The organism is Paenarthrobacter aurescens (assembly GCF_025421775.1).
In the GTDB taxonomy this organism is placed as follows: domain Bacteria; phylum Actinomycetota; class Actinomycetes; order Actinomycetales; family Micrococcaceae; genus Arthrobacter; species Arthrobacter aurescens_B.
Map to the genome: position 1 here is coordinate 228,717 of NZ_JAOEFX010000001.1, position 17,967 is coordinate 246,683.

The following is a 17,967-nucleotide window of genomic DNA, read 5'->3' on the forward strand; positions in this document are numbered from 1 at the left end:
TCATCCTTCTCTCGTTGTCTCGGCCGGGGCCGAGTTATTTTCAGTTTCAAACTGCTGAACGTGCAGCAGAAGTTTGTTGTGTCCGGTCTAGGACGTACGGGACGTCAACCAGATCGTGAATGCGATGATGACTCCCAAGCCGGCAACCCACACGAAGAGACCTTCAGACACCGGGCCAAGCGAGCCAAGGTCGGCACCGCCGGGTGAACCGTCAGCCTCGATGGTCTTCAGGAAGGTGATGATGTCGCGCTTGTCTTCAGGGGTGATGTTGGAATCGTTGAAGACAGGCATGTTCTGGGGACCAGTAGCCATGGCCTCGTAGATGTGCTCAGCGCTCACTCCTGCCAGCGCGGGGGCAAACTTACCGCGGGTCAGGGCGCCACCAGCAGCGGCAGCGTTGTGGCACATGGCGCAGTTGACTCGGAAGAGTTCGCCACCGTTGGCTGCGTCACCCTTTCCGTCGAGGAGGTGTTCCTCTGGAATGGCCGGTCCTGCGCCAAGGGATGCAACGTAAGCAGAGAGCTGCTTGGTCTGCTCCTCGTTGAACTGGGCGGGCTTCTTCTGGGCCTGCGGGCCGCTCATCTGCATGGGCATACGACCGGTACCAACCTGGAAGTCAACTGCTGCAGCACCCACGCCGACCAGCGAGGGGCCGTCCTGGGTTCCGCTGGCACCCATGCCGTGGCAGGTGGCGCAGTTGGCGGCAAAGAGCTTGCCGCCTTCCTCTACGTCACTTGCACTGAAGCTTGTGGTGTCGGCCTTGGCCTGGTTGACAGTTGTGGCGACGGCGTAAAGCCCACCAGTGAGGAGGAGGCCCATCAGCAACAGCGCAATGGCTGCCAGTGGGTGACGTCGCTTCTGCGATAGTGCCTTCACGTGGTGGTTCCTTTATTCGATCCTGCGTCGGCTCCGTGAGCCGCTTCTTGAAATTCTGCCTCTTGTAGAAAAAGAGTCAAAGCCGGGCTTACTTGAGGACGTAGATGACCAGGAAGAGGCCGATCCACACAACGTCAACGAAGTGCCAGTAGTACGAGGTGACGATTGCCGACGTCGCTTCAAAGTGTCCGAACTTCTTGGCTGCAAATGCGCGGCCGATGATGAACAGGAACGCGATGAGGCCACCGATGACGTGCAGGCCGTGGAAGCCCGTTGTCATGTAGAAGGCAGAGCCGTAAGCGTTGGACGACAGGGACACGTGCTCTGAAACGAGCATGGCGTATTCCGTGGTCTGGCCGGCTACGAAGAAGGCACCCATGACGAACGTGAGGGTGAACCATTCGGTCATGCCCCATCGGGTGAACTGCAGCAGCCCGCCCGTGCGGCGCGGCTCGAGCCGCTCGGCGGCAAAAACGCCCATCTGGCAAGTAAAGGAACTTGCCACAAGGACGATGGTGTTGACGAGCGCAAACGGGAAGTTGAGCTTGGCTGTCTCCTCGGCCCACATCAAACCTGATGTGGAGCGCAGGGTGAAGTACATGGCAAAGAGACCGGCGAAGAACATCAACTCACTGGACAGCCAAACAACGGTTCCAACAGAAACCAGGTTGGGGCGGTTCAGCGTCGGGTGCGCCGGGGTACTGGGGGCATGGGTCGCAGATGTCACAAGGACATTATGTCTGTAAAAGTCCAGAGTTCCCAATGCAAACCACCGATTCGGGAGACTTTTTCTACAAAGACGCGAATTCGCGCGGAAAAGTTCCCGGCCGCGTTCACATTGGTCATCGGCGTGGCTGGCTCGATAGCATCAGGGAGTGACTTCACCGGCATCGGCACCTGCGACCAGCAATACCTGGCCAGGGCTCATCTCAGCACTGATCAACGGCGACGACCTTGCAGTGGGCAACACAGAGTGGGCCATGAACACCATCATGTCCGGAGAGGCGACCCCGGCGCAGATCGCGGGCTTCCTGGTGGCGCTCCGCGCCAAGGGCGAGACCGTGGAGGAACTGGCTGGCCTGGTTGAAGCTATGGTCCAGCACGCCAATCCCATCGAGATCTCGGGTGAGAAGCTGGACATCGTCGGGACCGGGGGTGACCGCCTCAACACCGTGAATATTTCCACGATGGCAGCGCTGGTGGCTGCCGGCGCCGGCGCCAAGGTAGTCAAGCATGGCAACAGGGCTGCGTCGTCTACGTCCGGTTCCGCGGACGTGCTGGAAGCCTTGGGCGTACGCCTGGACCTGTCGATCGCTCAGGTGGCCCGGAACGCAGAAGAGGCCGGAATCACTTTCTGCTTCGCCCAGGTGTTCCATCCATCGTTTCGGCATACAGCCGTCCCGCGCCGGGAACTGGCCGTTCCCACAGCCTTCAATTTTCTGGGGCCAATGACCAATCCCGCTCATGTACAGGCCTCAGCGGTGGGCGTTGCCAATGCGCGCATGGCCCCGCTTGTGGCAGGTGTACTCGCCCGTCGTGGCAGCCGGGGATTGGTGTTCCGGGGTGATGACGGCTTGGACGAACTCACTCCCACAGGCCCGTCCACGGTGTGGGAGATCAGGAACGGCACGGTTGCAGAGCAGGTATTTACGCCCGCGGACCTTGGAATCAGGCCTTCTACTGTGGCCGACCTTCGTGGAGGAGACGCCGCAGCAAATGCGGGAGTGGTCCGCGAGATCCTCGATGGAAAGACGGGGCCGGTGCGGGACGCTGTTCTACTCAATGCTGCTGCCGGGTTGGTGTCCATCGATCTTCACGCAGAGGGAAGCCTGGTGGAGCGCATGCGCACCGCCTACGCGCGTGCGGCCGAATCGGTCGACTCAGGAAAGGCCGCCGGAGTGCTCGCCAAGTGGACGGCGCTCAGCCAAAGCTGATCCCGCCGCTGCTTCCTACTCGAATCCGAGTGCGAAGGCCGCGTCCAAGTCGTGCTGTGAGTATGCCCTGAAGGCAATGTGGGTAGTGGTGTGGACCACTGAATCAACCTTGGACAAGCGGTCGGCGATGACGTCGGCGAGTTCGTCGTGCTTTGTTACCCTGGCCACCGCAATGAGGTCCCACTCACCGGTTACGGAGTAGACCTCGCTGATGCCCTGGATTGCCGATATTTGCTCGGCGGTCTCCGGGATTCTTGAGGCGTCGGTCTTGATCAGGACGAAAGCGGTGATCACGTGGGGCCTTTCCGGAAAAGCATCGTTGCGGACTGTTTCCAGCCTAGTGCATTCGCTCTGGTCCGGGCTTGTGATCAAACGCTCCGTTGCCGTTTGCGCGAAGCTCGCACCACCAACGCTGCAAGGGCGCGATATCCCAGCAGGAAGACCCCGAGGCTGATCAATGCCACCAGCACGAAGGGCAAAACAACTGTTTGGCCCGTGGCGGCCCTCAGCAGCATTCCCACCAGGACTGTGCCGACCCAGATGCCCGCACCGGACGGCCAGATAGCCAAGGGCGCCCGCCAGGCACGTGTTGCCGCCCACGCGATTGCCGCTCCGGCCAGGAATGGCCACGCTGTAGCGAAAGCCCCCGCGATGATGTCTCCGCGAGCATGGGCGTCCCGGCCTATGGCGGCGAAGACAAGAATCAACAGAAGGTCGGCAATGGCTGCGGTGATCCACGATTTCGGTGAAGACATGCTCCTGACACTATCCGGCGTGTCCCCGTGGCGCGAAGTCGTCCTCGGCGCGCTATCCCTTGCCTGCGGCGGCAGGGGCAGACACCATGATGGGCAGAAGCCAACGGAACCAACCGGGCCTTGGAGGACGCATTGCGATTCGTTCAAGTGGCACAACACGCCGAAGACCTGAAAAGGGCGGCGGCTTTCTACTCTGCATTGTTGGACACCGAGCCCAAGGCTTTGCTCGAACCTCCCGGGCTGCTGTTTTTTGACGTTGGTGGTGTTCGGCTCCTTCTGGAGAAGGGGGCACCCTCATCCTTGGTCTATTTCGAGGTGGGGGACATCCACGGCACCGTGGCCGCGCTTCGACAGCGGGGTGTCCGGATCATTGCCGGGCCGCACATGATCTTTACCCACGAGGATGACACCTTGGGGCCGGCGAATTCGGAAGAATGGATGGCTTTCATCGAGGACAGTGAGGCCAATACGGTGGGACTGGTCAGCCGCATCCGGACAGCGGGGGACTAGGACCAGCACCCTTGGGCAGCCCGGCTTTGGTGACCCGGCTTTGGTGATCTGTGAGAAGTGGCTGATGCAAAAAGATTTCCACGTGTTTGTGCTTCGACGGCCAATCGATGGAGGCTGCGGTGGATCGGTACTGGGAAGCCCTGCTGGCCGGGGGAGGGGAGTGCCAGTGCGGGTGGCCCAAGGACAGGCCCTGAGGGTTACAGCGCGCTATGGAGGCCATGTTGAAAAAACGGAAACTTGAGATCAGCACCTTGCGACAGGCGCACGACGGCGGCAGAAAATAGTGGGGGACGGGCGTCTGATGACGCTGCTAGCATAGCCGCACGGTGAACTGCAACCCACCATAACCATGAGGAGAACTGACCGATGACAACCCGCCTCAACCCCTATATCTCGTTCCGTGACAATGCCCGCGATGCCATCACCTTCTACGAATCCGTCTTTGGCGGTGAACTGAACATCAGCACCTTCGGCGACTACCAAGCGAGCGAAGATCCGGCGGAGGCCAACAAGGTCATGCACTCCATGCTGGAGACTCCCGGCGGGTTGACCTTGATGGCAGCTGACACCCCAAGTGGCATGGAGTACAACCCCGGTGACAACATGTCTGTGTCCTTGAGTGGCGAAGCTTCGGACGAAGTCGAGCTCCGCGGCTACTGGGACAAGCTGGTCGACGGCGGCTCTGTGACAGTCCCGCTCGAAACGGCACCCTGGGGGGACACCTTCGGGATGTGCGTGGACAGGTTCGGAATCGGGTGGCTCGTCAACATCGCGGGTGCGCAGCAAGGGCAGTAGTCAACGCGACGAAGCGACCAACCGCAACTGTGCGTTTCGGGCAGCGGGATAGTCCTGGGGAAGGCCCGCAGAAGGTTTACTTTACATAATGTAGATTATCGGCGTTATAGCAGGATGCTGGAAGTGGTCATTCCGGGCCGTCCCGAAACGACCACAATCCGGCTTCCTGCTTGGCGGCGGCTTCCTACCTGGCGACGTAAGCGGCCAAGTGTTTGCCCGTCAGTGTCGACTTGCCGGCAATAAGCTCGGCGGGCGTTCCAGCGAAAACGATCTCGCCGCCGTCGTGACCAGCGCCGGGCCCAAGGTCGATGATCCAGTCGGCGTGTGCCATGACGGCTTGGTGATGCTCGATCACGATGACCGATTTCCCTGAAGCCACCAGGCGGTCCAACATCCCGAGCAGGTTTTGGACGTCAGCAAGATGCAAGCCCGTGGTCGGTTCGTCCAGGATGTAGATATCGCCCTTTTCGGACATCTGGGTGGCCAGCTTGAGCCGTTGGCGCTCACCGCCGGACAGTGTAGTGAGCGGCTGGCCCAGCGTCAGGTAGCCCAACCCGACGTCTGCCAGGCGATCCAGGATTTTGTGGGCTGCAGGCGTCCGGGCCTCGCCATCGCTGAAGAAGCCCTCAGCCTCGTCCACGGACATTGCAAGCACCTCTGCAATATTGCGATCCCCCAGTTTGTACTCCAGGACCGACGCCTGAAAGCGCTTTCCGTCGCACTCCTCGCAGGTGGATTCCACTGTAGCCATGACGCCGAGATCCGTGTAGATGACGCCAGCGCCGTTGCACGTGGGGCAAGCGCCTTCGGAATTGGAGCTGAACAATGCAGGCTTCACGCCGTTGGCTTTGGCGAAGGCCTTGCGTATCGGCTCAAGGAGCCCCGTGTAGGTGGCCGGATTGCTCCTGCGCGAACCTCGGATGGCTCCCTGGTCGATCACCAGGACCCCGTCACGCTTGGCCACTGAACCGTGGATCAGGGAGCTCTTTCCCGAACCGGCCACACCGGTAAGGACACAGAGAACGCCGAGGGGGATGTCGACGTCGACATTTTTGAGGTTGTTGGTTGACGCGCCGCGGATCTCGAGCGCGCCGGAAGCAGATCGGACGCTGTCCTTGATGGAGGCACGATCGTCGAGATGGCGCCCGGTGATGGTGTCGCTCCCCCGCAACCCCTCCAAGTCGCCCTCGAAGCAAACAGAACCCCCTCCGGTACCAGCGCCTGGTCCAAGGTCAACCACGTGATCGGCGATTGCGATCGTTTCCGGCTTGTGCTCCACTACAAGCACCGTGTTGCCCTTATCGCGCAACTGCAGCAGGAGTTGGTTCATGCGCTCGATGTCGTGGGGGTGCAATCCGATGGTCGGTTCATCGAAGACATAGGTGATGTCCGTCAGCGACGATCCGAGGTGGCGGATCATCTTGGTCCGCTGTGCCTCTCCCCCGGACAGCGTGCCTGCCGGCCGGTCCAGTGAAAGGTAACCCAGTCCGATCTCCGCGAAGGAATCCAAGAGGTGTTGGAGTCCTTTCAACAGCGGAGCAACGGAGGGCTCATCAAGGTCGCGGATCCATTCAGCGAGGTCGCTGATCTGCATGGTGCATACGGCCGCGATGCTCTTGCCTTTGATCTTGGATGACCGGGCTTCCGGGCTCAACCTGGTTCCCTCGCACTCCGGGCACGTGGTGAACGTGATGGCCCGCTCCACGAAGGCGCGGATATGTGGCTGCAGGGAATCGACGTCCTTGCTGAGCATTGACTTCTGGATTTTGGGGATGACGCCTTCGTACGTGAGGTTGATGCCCTCAACCTTGATCTTGGTGGGTTCCCGGTACAGGAGGTCGTGGAGTTCCTTCTTGGTGAACTTCGAGATGGCTTTGTCCATATTGAAGAAACCGGAACCGCTGAAGATTCGCCCATACCAGCCGTCCATGGTGTAGCCGGGAATGGTGAGTGCCCCTTCGCTGAGGGACTTCGTGTCGTCATAGAGGGCCGTGAGGTCGAAATCGTTGACCGAACCCATGCCTTCACAGCGGGAACACATTCCGCCCAGCCGGTTGAAGCTGGCTTTCTCGGTCTTGGTCTTGCCCTCGCCGCGATCCACGGTGATGGCTCCGCTCGCTTTCACGGTGGGGACGTTGAAGGAGTACGCATTGGGCGAGCCGATGTGCGGGTGGCCAAGGCGGCTGAACAGGATCCTCAGCATGGCGTTGGCATCGGTTGCAGTGCCCACGGTTGAACGCGGATTGGAGCCCATCCGCTCCTGGTCCACGATGATCGCTGTGGTCAGTCCTTCGAGCACGTCCACATCCGGCCGCGCCAGGGAAGGCATAAAGCCTTGGACAAAAGCGCTATAGGTTTCATTGATCATGCGCTGCGACTCAGCGGCGATGGTGGCGAAGACCAGCGAACTCTTGCCGGACCCGGAAACACCCGTGAAAACCGTCAGCCGGCGCTTCGGGATCTCGATGCTGACATCCTTCAGGTTATTTTCCCGTGCGCCTTGAACCCGGATCAGGTCGTGGGTGTCGGCCACGTGCGACCCAGGAGATTGCGTGTCGGTACTCGCAGCAATAGTCATCATTTCTCCATCTGTTAGGCGGCGTTGCCCAACAGTCCCCCGCCGGCGTCGCCTGGTCCTCACTGACCAGCCTCGGTCAATACGATCGATTCTGCCATTGTCTTCCCAGCTTTACTCACTAAGAATGAAGCATGCCGGTATACATGAGGTCCCTTGAAACCGCAGTTCCGCCAACCATCCTCGTCCAGCAGCAAGCACGCGAAGTTTTCGCATCCCAACCAGGCTTGACACGATTGGGAACGCGACTCGTCACCACCTGTTTCGACTCCGCAGCCATCGACACCCGCTACACGGCCGTTGCCGAGCTCAGCCTTGACGCCCATCCTGAGAACCCGCAGTTCTTCGACCCGGAAACAAACCGGGTGCTCAGCCCCAGCACGAAGGTCCGCAACGAAATTTTTGCGACAGAAGCCACCAAGCTCTTCGTGGAGTCAGGCAAAACTGCGGTGGCGCAAGCCTCGGGAATTGACCTGGACGACATCACCCACGTTATTACTGTGTCCTGCACGGGTTTCTTCAATCCGGGACCCGATTACAAGGTGGTCAGGGCGTTGGGATTGAACCCGGCGGTTCAGCGCTACCACCTTGGGTTCATGGGCTGCTATGCCGCCTTTCCTGCCCTCAAAGCCGCCAAGCAATTCTGTGAGGCCGATCCCCAAGCAGTTGTCCTGGTGATCTGTGTCGAACTCTGTTCACTGCATGTCAGAACATCGAATGATCCAGACACCATCATGGGATCAGCCATCTTCGGCGATGGCGCGGCGGCCGCCGTCGTAACGGCCAGGGAACCGGATGGGCCCGAACCCGTGATCCGGCTGGACCACTTCGAAACGGTTTTAACGCCTGTGGGCGAAGAAGCCATGGCCTGGAACATAGGCGATGAAGGATTCGAAATGGTGTTGGGCTCGTACGTCCCCCACATCATCGAAGAACACATCACGGGGGCCTTGGAGCCCCTTCTCGCCAAAGAGCCGCAGTTGGCGGGAATCCCATACCGGGACATCACCCACTGGGCCATCCATCCGGGCGGCCGCAGCATCCTGGACAAGGTCGAATCCAAACTGGAATTGACGCAGGAGCAGTTGGTGCCCGCCCGGGAAACGCTGAGGGAATACGGCAACATGAGCAGTGCAACGGTGCTGTTTGTCTTGAAATACATGTTGGAGCACGCCGCCACTGAACGCGAGGAACGAATCTGTTCCATGGCGTTCGGCCCCGGGCTGACGGTGGAGACGGGCCTCTTCACGCTGGTCTCCCCCGACCTGTGACGCCGTGGGGATCCCTCCGCGAGAGGGACCTGCACGCAGTCGAGCAGATGGACAGGCCCGACTGCGACCCTGAACGCCTCCACAAGACCTATGCCCGCTTCCCGGTGGTCAACAGCCTGCTTTCAGGCTGGTTCAGTACGTACCGCCGACGCATCCGACCGGTGCTGGCGGAGGGAGGGACGACGTCGCTTCTGGACATCGGGTGTGGCAGCGGGGATGTGGCACGCAGCCTGGCCCGCTGGGCCAGCCACGATGGCTACCGTCTCTCGATAACGGCAATCGACCCGGACGAGAGGGCCTACGCCTTTGCAACCCAAGCCCCCGCTGTTGATGGCGTCAGCTATCGTCAAGCCCATAGCTCAGAATTGGTGGCGGAGGGCCGGACCTTCGACATTGTGATGTCCAACCACATCCTGCACCACCTTGACGCGGGACAACTGGCAGCGGTGCTGCGTGATTCCGAATCGCTGACCGGCAGGCTTGCCCTCCACAACGACCTCAACCGCAGCAACGTCGCGTACCTGCTGTTCATGGCAGGCTTCTGGCCCTTGGGCCTGGGCTCGTACATTTGTGGCGATGGCCTGGTGTCCATCAGGCGCAGTTACACGGCGTCGGAGCTGGCGTTAGCCGTTCCGGAGGGGTGGACGGTTGAACGGAACGGACCTTGGCATCACCTCGCCGTCCACGGGAAGAGCCAGCAAGAGGGCCTGAATAGTCGGGGAAGACGTGTTTGACGTTGTCATTGTTGGTGCCGGTCCGGTGGGGCTCTTCATGGGAGCGCTGCTGCTTCAGCACGGGCACCGGATCCGCATCGTGGAACGTCGGACCACCCGGAGCGACCGTTCACGGGCCATCGGAATCCACCCTCCGGCGTTGGCGGAACTGGCACGGGCCGGAGTGGCCGGTGACCTGATAGCAGCCGGGGTCCACATTCGCCGGGGCGTGGCTTACAGTCAGCGACGAAAGGTGGCCGAGCTGCCGTTCGACGGCGACGCTGCCTTTCCTTACATCCTCGCCGTACCCCAGGCACTGACCGAGAAGGTCCTGGAGCAAGTGGTCACGGATTTGGACCCGGAGGCCATCGTCCGCGGAGCTGACGTTCAGGAGGTAGTGGACGACTTCAGGTCTGTTCGGATCGCGGCAGATTCTCCCTCCGGAACCCTTGAGCTCAGGGCGCGCCTGGCTGTGGCCGCTGACGGAGCGCATTCAAAGATTCGACGAGGCATCCTGCCCCACCTTCCGCCACGGGGCTATCCGGACTGCTACATCATGGGCGACTTCGCAGACGCCACCGGTCATGGGTCCGATGCCGTTTTATATCTGGAACCTGACGGCATCGTGGAGTCGTTTCCGCTCCCGGCTGGCGTGCGTCGATGGGTAGTAAGGCTGGGCGCACCGGACAAAGGTACGACGGCGGCCGGGCTGGCCGACTTGGTCGGTGCCAGGACCGGTGAGGTGCTGGACCCAGCCAGCAACACGATGTTGAGCGCTTTCGAAGTACGTTCGCGGCTGGCGAAGCGCATGGTCCACGGCCGGGTGGTGTTGCTCGGCGACGCCGCCCATGAAATCAGCCCGATCGGAGGGCAGGGCATGAACCTGGGCTGGTTGGATGCCGCGGCACTCGCACCGATCATGGATGCTTCCTTCGGCGGCGCCGATGTGGGCCGAAGGCTGGAACACTTCGAGAGAGCACGCAGGAAAGCGGCGATGCGGGCTTCAAGGCAGGCAGGACTCAACATGGCTCTGGGCAGGCCGCTGCCGACTGCCGCCATGTCGGCCAGGAACAGGATTTTTGCCGCTGCTCTCGAGGTTCAGCCCGTCGCGGAGTTGGTGGAGCGGCGCTTCACCATGCGCTAGCTACTCGGGTGTGGTGTAGTAGCAGTCGTACGTATCCTGGCTGATGATCAGGCCGTCGCGGAGCTCGAAGACCGCAGTGCTCCTGGCCCGGATGGTATCGCCCCGGTCCCAGTGCGGAAGGTCAAGGAGCAGTGTGGCGGACCAGTTCATCTCGAGGACGACACGGTTTTGCTCGCTGGTTGTACGGACCACGTCAAAGCGCTGGTCAGCAACAATGTCCTTGCTGTGGTCGGCCCCGGCCAACGTCTCCGCCAAGTTCCGCGTGGAGCCTGACTTGGACAAGGCATGGGGCCATTCCGTGAGCCTGAAGTCCTCGGCAAGGAAGGGCCGCAGCTCTGCAGCACCCCCGCCGGCTTCGACAGTTCGGACGAACCCGAGTACATGGTCCAAAGGGGTGGAATCGCTCATTCGTCGAGCCTAGCCCACCATAGGCGGCACCCTGGCGATAGGCTCGTGACATGAACCACCACCCTCGTCCAGAGGCCACAAGTCCTGCCACGGACTTCAACCCCACCCAGATCAGGGATGCCGTGCGGCGGCTGCTTGATGCGGAAGAACTTCCCACCATTGTCCAGGCGGGCCACCCGGTGCTGCGACAGCAGGCGGCTCCTTTCGATGGCCAACTCGACGACGTCGAGCTGATGGCACTGGTCGAACGGATGCGCGATGCCATGCACGATGCGCCGGGCGTGGGTTTGGCCGCTCCACAGTTGGGTATCCCTTTGCAGCTGGCCGTGCTTGAAGATCAGTACGACATTGATCCGGCGTCCGCTGCGGTGCGGCACAGGGAACAGATGGAGTTCTTCGCCATCGTGAACCCGCAATATCGTCCTCTGGGTACGGAGACTGCCTCGTTCTATGAGGGTTGCCTGTCTGTCAACGGCTACCAGGCCGTGGTGACCCGGCACCGAAACGTTGAGTTGAGATATTCCAACCCCGCAGGCGAACCGATGGAAGAGTGGTTCTCGGGCTGGCAGGCACGCATCGTGCAGCACGAGACCGACCACCTCCACGGCATCCTGTACTTGGACCGGGCAGAGATCCGGTCACTGAGCAGCAATGCCGAGCACTCGGCCCGCTGGGCTGCTCCCGACATCGACGAGGCGCGCAGGAGCCTTGGCTTCCTGCACTGACACCGGGACGAAAGGGGCGGCGGTTAAGCCTCCAAGCGATTGGTCGCCGTGGGGAGATATTTTGCCCACCAGCGAAGTATGTGGTCGAAGCGCTGCCTGCGGTGATGCGGAGTTCCGGATCGGGACAACTCGTGGTCTTCGCCTGGAAACACCAGTAAGGCGGTCTCCACGCCCTGTGTCTTCAAGTGTGCGTAGTAGCGCTGACCTTGTTCGATGGGGCATCGCAGATCGTTTTCACTGTGCACTACAAGGGTGGGCGTTTTGACGTTGGTGACAACGGCCATGGGGCTTTGTGCCACCATCTGCTCAGAGGTTCCTCCGGTGTATTCACCGCCGAAGAACCAGCCGATGTCAGAGGAGCCGGTGAAGCTGACGGGGTCCAGGAATCCACGCTCCACAATCGCAGCCTTGAAACGGTGGTCGTGGGCGATGGTCCACGCAGTCAGGTAGCCGCCGTACGAACCACCCATGATTCCCACCCGGTCCTTATCCAGCGCATCAACGGCAGTCAAGGCTGCGTCCAGGAACGCGAGCACATCCTGCATGTCCACTGTGCCCATCCGTTCCTTGATGGCCCGCCCGTGCGCTTGGCCGTAACCGGAGGACCCGCGTGGGTTGCACATCACTACTGCGTAGCCTGCCGCAGCGTACACCTGGGCTTCATCAAAGAAGGCTCCGGTGTATTGGGCAAACGGACCCCCGTGGATGGTGAGGAGTACCGGGTGGGGTCCCGGCCCATCCGGAAGCACCAACCAACCGTGGACTGGATGCCCATCGGCGGATTCGGCCTCGAAATCCATGGGTTCACTGACGCGGGAATTGTTTCTGAGGACCGCCGAAAAGTCCGTCAGGAGGCGGAGTTCGCCACGCTCCAAGGACGCAACGTCGCCCACAGTGGACGCATCGGAAAGACTCACGGCGATCTCTCCATTGGCGGCCATTGTTGCTCCAATGACCACCCGGGCGCCATGTACCAGAGGGGTGATTTCTCCTTCAGCGGTGACCTTCAGCAGTTCAACGCTGCCCAGCGCGGTGTTCAGGACGAACACGCTGTCAGGTCCGCTCGGTTCCAACGGACCCGAAACATCCAGATGTTCGACGTCGGTCAAGGCCACTGCCTCTCCCCCGGCGATGGGCATGACGTAGAGAACAGCATTTCGGGCGACGAAGTCCCTGCCCGTATCGCCCAGATCCTGGGCAATATGGAACAGCCACTGCCCATCCGCGGAGGCCCGCACGCCCGTGACAGTTTGAAGCCTGCGGTTGGCCGGTTCGACGGCGGTTGGTTGGCCTCCGTTTGCATCGATGCGGTAAATGGATGTGACGAGGTCGTCGTCGTGCCCCCCATGGAGTGCGGCGACGAAGTAAAGGTGGGAACCGTCAGCCGAAAAGGACGGGGACTCGTGGTCCGAATCGCCAAAGGTCAACTGCTTTGCCTCAGGGACGCCGGCGGTCACCCGGGCCGGCTGTTCGTGGGCTGCCCTTCCGCGGGGAATAACCGCAGGCTCACCGCCCAACTCGGGAACCTCAAGCAGGAACAACTGCTGGCGCTGATCGGCGGTGTACCCCACCCCGTTCATTTGATATTGGTTGGCACTGATCAGGCGGGCATCCTCGCCACCTGGAGTGACGCCGTCGAGCGTTCCGTAACGTCCTTGTTCGGGGACCCTGGCTTCGAACGCAATCCGGTGCGAATCAGGCGCCCACACGAAACCGCCCACGCCGCTGTGCTGATCCGTGATTTTCTGGGGCTCGCCACCTGCCGCTTCCACGACGAACAACTGCGGTTTCCCCTCCGGATCGCTGCGGAGGAAGGCAAGAACGAGGCCGTCGGGCGAGAAAGCCGGCGCGCTGTCCCTGAAACCGCGGGTAATCCGGCGCGCGTGCTTGGTGGTGTCCAAGGGGATGGTCCACAGTTGGCCGACGTAGCTGTCAGCATCAAAATCCGGCCTCGTGACAGATACCACCGCCTTGGTGCCATCGGGGTGGATGGCCGGGGCGGACACAGAGTTCAGCAGGGGCAGTTGCGCGGGTTTCACGATGGTGAGCCTAGCCCGGCTGCCCGGTGCCCGGTACCAGACACTCCGTCCCACCGTAGGATTGAAGTCATGTTGTCCGACGCCGTCGCTGCCCTCCGTTGCCCCGTTTGCCAAGGGGTATTCCATATCAAAGAAGCACAGCAAAGTTCACTGACCTGCGGATCCGGACACATCTTCGACGCCGCAAAACAAGGCTATTTCAACCTGCTGACGGGGAAGGGCACCGTATTCGAGGCGGACACGGCGGATATGGTGGCGGCCCGATACAGGTTCCTGGACGCTGGACACTATTCCGCGCTCACCGAGGCTGTTGCAGGTGCCGCGGCGGTGGCGCTCCGGCGGCCCGGCGGCCTGGTGCTCGATGCCGGTACAGGCACAGGACATTATTTGCACGCGGTTATCCAGGAAACCGGCGCGACTGCGATAGGCATGGACATCTCCAAGTTCGCCCTGCGAAGGGCAGCGCGGCTTAACCCGGAGGCCCCAAACCTGGTGTGGGACATCTGGCGTCCGTTGCCCATGGCAGACCACTCGGCAGACGTAGTCATGGTGGTATTTGCCCCACGAAACCCTGCCGAGTTCGCACGGGTGATTCGTCCCGGGGGGAAGCTGATTGTTGTGACGCCGCGACCGGGCCATCTCGCGGAGATCGCTGCCCGGACAGGCATGCTGGGTATTGAAGAAGGCAAGGAAGAACGTTTGGCGGACACCATGCGAGGTCATTTCGGTCCCGCGACGAGCCACTGCCTCGACGTACCCCTGACGTTGAGCGGCCAGGAAGTAGCTGACCTCGCCTACATGGGCCCTGCCGGCCATCACCTCCGGCGCGAACAGTTGTCCGGACTCACCGGCTCCGGTGGTTCCGTGGCCACCACGGCGAAGTTCCGGATCAGCGTGTTCACAGCGGAGAATCCGGAGTTCTGACCTCCACCGTCACCGCGCCCTGACGTGCGACGGTACGTCGGGCTAGGATGGAGGAACAGTGACTGTGATCCCGCTTGGCGGGGTCCGGGACGAAGGGGGAAATGATGTTCGAATGGCTCGGCGAGAATTGGTGGGCTCTCTGGCTCACGGTCTTCCTCGCGTTCGCAGTGGTGGAGATGCTGACTCTCGACCTCTTCTTCATCATGCTGGGCGGCGGAGCCCTGGCCGGGCTCGTTGCCGACTTCGCCGGCGCTGATTTCTGGCTTCAGATCGTCATCTTCTGCGTGGTTTCCCTTCTGATGATCGTCTTCCTGCGGCCGGTCGCGTTGAAGCACCTGCACAAAGGGCCAGAGGAACAGCGTTCCAACATAGACCGGTTGATAGGCCAGTCCGCCCTCGTTATCGAAGCCGTGAGCGGCACCAGCGGACTCGTCAAAATCGGCGGAGATGTCTGGAGCGCCCGGAGTACCGCAGGAGTCATTGACGCCGGTGTGACGGTTCAAGTCACCAAGATCGACGGCGCGACGGCGGTCGTCGCCTCGTCTGCCGACAACAGCCCGCGCTGAGGCGCGCCTTTTGATTTAGTCGGTTGCCGGGCCGGGCAGCCCGCCCGTGCACAGCCGCATCAGACCACGCAATTGGGGAACGAAGGAGATGTATGGACGGCTTAGGAGGAACAGCAGCAGCAATTGTGCTGATTGTTCTCGTCATTTTTGTCATCATCGTGTTGGTACGCTCGGTGAGGATCATCCCGCAGGCGCGCGCCGGCGTCGTTGAACGACTCGGCAAGTATCAGCGCACGCTCAATCCGGGACTGACCATCCTGATCCCGTTCGTCGACCGGCTCCTGCCGTTGCTCGACCTGCGCGAACAGGTAGTGTCATTCCCGCCGCAGCCGGTCATCACCGAAGACAACCTGGTGGTTTCCATCGACACCGTGGTCTACTTCCAGGTCACTGATCCCCGGGCAGCCACCTACGAGATCGCCAACTACATCCAGGCCGTAGAGCAGCTGACCACTACCACGCTTCGTAACGTGGTTGGTGGGCTCAACCTCGAAGAAGCCCTCACGTCCCGCGACCAGATCAACGGTCAGTTGCGTGGGGTCCTTGATGAAGCTACGGGGCGCTGGGGAATCCGTGTCTCCCGCGTCGAGCTGAAGGCGATCGATCCGCCCCACTCCATCCAGGACTCGATGGAAAAGCAGATGCGCGCAGAGCGTGACCGTCGTGCCGCCATTCTGACTGCTGAAGGTACGAAGCAATCGCAGATCCTCACTGCCGAAGGCCAGAGGCAAGCTGCCATCCTGGCTGCTGAAGGCGATGCCAAGGCGGCCATCCTGAGGGCCGATGGTGAAGCCCAGGCCATCCAGAAGGTCTTTGATGCAATTCACAAGGGCAACCCGGACCAGAAGCTCCTTGCATACCAGTACCTGCAGACGCTCCCGAAGATCGCTGAAGGTAGCTCGAACAAGCTCTGGATCATCCCGAGTGAAGTGGGCGAAGCCCTCAAGGGCATCGGTGGCGCGCTTGGCGGAAACAACGGGGACTCCCCCGCCGCCGGCCTCTTCGGCGGTAATGAACCAGCCAAGGAATCGGAGCCTGCAGCAGCAGTGCACCAGCCACGGCCAACTGAATAATCCAGACCGCAGGTGTAATTCGAGCGGCCAGCCATTGCGGCTGGCCGCTCGTTGCACGTCCCTGCTTTTGAGTAGTAGGGCTTCATCCGCGTATAATGGGATATTTGTCCGGCTGGTTCAGTGTGGATGGAACATAAAGGCTTGGCCAGGCGTTGCAATTAGTGATGCAAGGTGTGCAGAAGTAGTCCGTAAGGATCGTGAAAACGGCTTACGGCTTGCGCGGGGTTTCTTGCTCCGCGAACAGACAGAGGGAGTAATCATGAGCGATCGCAGCCTGCGGGGTATGCGTCTTGGCGCCCAAAGCATGGAAACCGAGTCCGGCGTTGAACCGGCACCGCGCCAGCGGGTCGAATACCGCTGCGAGGATGGCGAACAGGTCTTCGTGACCTTCTCCTCGGAAGCCGAGATTCCCCCCGTTTGGGTTTCCAAGACCGGCAAGGAAGCTCTCCTGGTCGATGGCGAGCGTCCCGTGGATGCCAACGAGAAGGCTGTCCGCACCCACTGGGATATGCTGCTGGAACGCCGCAGTCTTCCTGAACTGGAGCAGATCCTTGAGGATCGTTTGAACATTCTGCGTGAGCGTCGTGGAGAGCGCCGCTCCGCATAGTCTGAGCAACTCAGACAAGAAAGGCCGGGTCCGGTTTCCTTGGGGAACCAGACCCGGCCTTTTCTGTTGGAGAACGACCTGTTGTCGGGAAGCTACTTGGCTACTGCGGGCGATTTGCGGGTGAGCTTCGCCCAACGGGCCGCCAGTCCCCACTTGGTAACGTTGATCATTGCTTCCACTACGATGTTGCCGCTCATCTTGGAGGCACCAAGTTCACGCTCCACGAAAGTTATGGGGCGTTCCTCAATGCGCAGGCCGAGCTTGGCCACCCGCCACGCGAGGTCCACCTGGAAGCCGTAGCCAACTGACTCGACTTCATCAAGGTTCAGTGCCTCAAGTGTGCTGCGCCGGAATGCCCGGTAGCCGCCGGTGACGTCCTTGATCTTGACGCCCAGCATGATCCGCGCATAGGTGCTGCCGATGCGCGAGATGGCTTGGCGGTAGAGCGGCCAGTTGACGACACTGCCACCTGGAACCCAGCGGGAGCCCATGGCGAGGTCGGCCCCGTCTTTGACGGCGTCGAGGAGAAGCGGCAACTGCTCCGGCTTGTGGGAACCGTCGGCGTCCATCTCCACCAGGACGTCATAGCCTGCAGCCAAACCCCACTTGAATCCGGCGATGTAAGCAGCTCCGAGTCCTTCCTTGCCCTTTCGGTGCAGGACATGCACCTGGCTGTCAGCTGCGGCGAACTCGTCGGCAAGCTGTCCCGTGCCGTCAGGGCTGTTGTCGTCAACCACCAGGACATCGGACTCGGGCACAGCGGCGCGCAGCCGTCCCAACGTCTTAGGGAGCGATTCCAGCTCGTTGTAGGTGGGAATGATCGTCAGGACACGCAAGAAGAGGCCTTTCCTTGATGGAGCGGTCAGTGTGCCGTACCAGCCTGGCGGCTGGCATTCTGGCGCAACTCTCCATTATAGGACGCCCAAGGACACTCCTTGCGCGGCTGTGGTCCCGGACACAAAGTGGCGGTGCTGCGGGCAGGTCCACAAGCCCAGGGCCAGTGAAGCCGGACAATGCTTTCCGGACGAACTGTTTTCTGGGTCGCTGTGGAC

The 17,967-nt window shown here is 61.3% G+C and carries 19 protein-coding genes; 11 read left to right on the forward strand and 8 right to left on the reverse strand.

The features are described 5' to 3' along the window. Nucleotides 1–87: 87 nt before the first annotated feature. Together qcrC and ctaE are read right to left on the reverse strand one after the other, a co-directional pair. Nucleotides 88–876: a cytochrome bc1 complex diheme cytochrome c subunit gene (gene qcrC, locus N7568_RS01115; RefSeq protein ID WP_261608078.1), complete on the reverse strand. Its 789-nt coding sequence runs from the start codon at nt 874–876 to the stop codon at nt 88–90. 88 nt (nt 877–964) lie between these two features. Beyond that, nucleotides 965–1,603, reverse strand: a complete 639-nt coding sequence (gene ctaE, locus N7568_RS01120; RefSeq protein ID WP_261608079.1) for an aa3-type cytochrome oxidase subunit III — start codon at nt 1,601–1,603, stop codon at nt 965–967. Nucleotides 1,604–1,751: 148 nt separating this feature from the next. On the opposite strand from ctaE, the gene trpD reads away from it, so the two are divergent. Next, nucleotides 1,752–2,810 (forward strand): anthranilate phosphoribosyltransferase, encoded by a 1,059-nt coding sequence (gene trpD / locus N7568_RS01125; RefSeq protein WP_261608080.1) that lies wholly within the window; start codon nt 1,752–1,754, stop codon nt 2,808–2,810. Nucleotides 2,811–2,825: 15 nt separating this feature from the next. On the opposite strand, the gene N7568_RS01130 is transcribed toward trpD, so the two are convergent. Next, complete coding sequence (locus N7568_RS01130; RefSeq protein ID WP_144648325.1) at nt 2,826–3,104, reverse strand: Lrp/AsnC family transcriptional regulator; 279 nt, start codon at nt 3,102–3,104, stop codon at nt 2,826–2,828. Between the two features lie 74 nt (nt 3,105–3,178). After that, nucleotides 3,179–3,565, reverse strand: a complete 387-nt coding sequence (locus tag N7568_RS01135; RefSeq protein WP_261608081.1) for a DUF3054 domain-containing protein — start codon at nt 3,563–3,565, stop codon at nt 3,179–3,181. Nucleotides 3,566–3,697: 132 nt separating this feature from the next. On the opposite strand from N7568_RS01135, the gene N7568_RS01140 reads away from it, so the two are divergent. Both N7568_RS01140 and N7568_RS01145 read left to right on the forward strand, forming a co-directional pair. Then, complete coding sequence (locus N7568_RS01140; RefSeq protein ID WP_261608082.1) at nt 3,698–4,075, forward strand: VOC family protein; 378 nt, start codon at nt 3,698–3,700, stop codon at nt 4,073–4,075. Nucleotides 4,076–4,441: 366 nt separating this feature from the next. Further along, on the forward strand, nt 4,442–4,870 hold the full coding sequence (locus N7568_RS01145; RefSeq protein WP_261608083.1) for a VOC family protein: 429 nt from the start codon (nt 4,442–4,444) through the stop codon (nt 4,868–4,870). A gap of 184 nt (nt 4,871–5,054) precedes the next feature. Here the strand turns inward: N7568_RS01145 and N7568_RS01150 are convergent, their stop codons facing one another. Then, nucleotides 5,055–7,448 carry an excinuclease ABC subunit UvrA gene (locus N7568_RS01150; RefSeq protein ID WP_261608084.1) on the reverse strand — a complete coding sequence of 798 codons (2,394 nt, stop codon included), beginning with the start codon at nt 7,446–7,448 and terminating at the stop codon, nt 5,055–5,057. A gap of 131 nt (nt 7,449–7,579) precedes the next feature. On the opposite strand from N7568_RS01150, the gene N7568_RS01155 reads away from it, so the two are divergent. Genes N7568_RS01155 through N7568_RS01165 form a run of 3 tightly spaced genes read left to right on the forward strand, consistent with a single transcriptional unit; the run spans nt 7,580 to nt 10,573 of the window. Beyond that, nucleotides 7,580–8,716 carry a type III polyketide synthase gene (locus N7568_RS01155; protein WP_261608085.1) on the forward strand — a complete coding sequence of 379 codons (1,137 nt, stop codon included), beginning with the start codon at nt 7,580–7,582 and terminating at the stop codon, nt 8,714–8,716. Next, nucleotides 8,713–9,450, forward strand: a complete 738-nt coding sequence (locus N7568_RS01160) for a class I SAM-dependent methyltransferase (RefSeq protein ID WP_261608086.1) — start codon at nt 8,713–8,715, stop codon at nt 9,448–9,450. Before N7568_RS01155 ends, N7568_RS01160 begins: the two co-directional genes overlap by 4 nt. After that, on the forward strand, nt 9,443–10,573 hold the full coding sequence (locus N7568_RS01165; protein ID WP_261608087.1) for an FAD-dependent oxidoreductase: 1,131 nt from the start codon (nt 9,443–9,445) through the stop codon (nt 10,571–10,573). The genes N7568_RS01160 and N7568_RS01165 overlap by 8 nt, the downstream gene beginning before the upstream one ends. Here the strand turns inward: N7568_RS01165 and N7568_RS01170 are convergent, their stop codons facing one another. After that, nucleotides 10,574–10,981, reverse strand: a complete 408-nt coding sequence (locus tag N7568_RS01170) for a nuclear transport factor 2 family protein (protein ID WP_261608088.1) — start codon at nt 10,979–10,981, stop codon at nt 10,574–10,576. It lies immediately after the preceding gene. 50 nt (nt 10,982–11,031) lie between these two features. Here N7568_RS01170 and N7568_RS01175 point away from each other — a divergent pair, with 50 nt between their 5' ends. Beyond that, nucleotides 11,032–11,706 carry a peptide deformylase gene (locus tag N7568_RS01175; protein WP_261608089.1) on the forward strand — a complete coding sequence of 225 codons (675 nt, stop codon included), beginning with the start codon at nt 11,032–11,034 and terminating at the stop codon, nt 11,704–11,706. A 23-nt stretch (nt 11,707–11,729) separates the two neighbouring features. Here the strand turns inward: N7568_RS01175 and N7568_RS01180 are convergent, their stop codons facing one another. Then, nucleotides 11,730–13,745, reverse strand: a complete 2,016-nt coding sequence (locus N7568_RS01180; RefSeq protein ID WP_261608090.1) for a S9 family peptidase — start codon at nt 13,743–13,745, stop codon at nt 11,730–11,732. A 69-nt stretch (nt 13,746–13,814) separates the two neighbouring features. Here N7568_RS01180 and N7568_RS01185 point away from each other — a divergent pair, with 69 nt between their 5' ends. The 4 genes from N7568_RS01185 (at nt 13,815) to N7568_RS01200 (ending at nt 16,915) form a co-directional block, all read left to right on the forward strand. Next, a complete protein-coding gene (locus N7568_RS01185; RefSeq protein ID WP_261608091.1) occupies nt 13,815–14,669 on the forward strand; it encodes a methyltransferase domain-containing protein in 855 nt (284 codons plus the stop codon). A gap of 104 nt (nt 14,670–14,773) precedes the next feature. After that, the gene (locus N7568_RS01190; RefSeq protein ID WP_261608092.1) at nt 14,774–15,235 is read left to right on the forward strand and encodes an NfeD family protein; all 462 of its coding nucleotides are present in this window, start codon (nt 14,774–14,776) and stop codon (nt 15,233–15,235) included. Nucleotides 15,236–15,327: 92 nt separating this feature from the next. Continuing rightward, nucleotides 15,328–16,308: an SPFH domain-containing protein gene (locus N7568_RS01195; RefSeq protein ID WP_261608093.1), complete on the forward strand. Its 981-nt coding sequence runs from the start codon at nt 15,328–15,330 to the stop codon at nt 16,306–16,308. Between the two features lie 259 nt (nt 16,309–16,567). Beyond that, nucleotides 16,568–16,915: an RNA polymerase-binding protein RbpA gene (locus N7568_RS01200; RefSeq protein WP_011774875.1), complete on the forward strand. Its 348-nt coding sequence runs from the start codon at nt 16,568–16,570 to the stop codon at nt 16,913–16,915. A 92-nt stretch (nt 16,916–17,007) separates the two neighbouring features. On the opposite strand, the gene N7568_RS01205 is transcribed toward N7568_RS01200, so the two are convergent. Continuing rightward, on the reverse strand, nt 17,008–17,751 hold the full coding sequence (locus tag N7568_RS01205; RefSeq protein ID WP_261608094.1) for a polyprenol monophosphomannose synthase: 744 nt from the start codon (nt 17,749–17,751) through the stop codon (nt 17,008–17,010). Between the last annotated feature and the right edge of the window lie 216 nt (nt 17,752–17,967).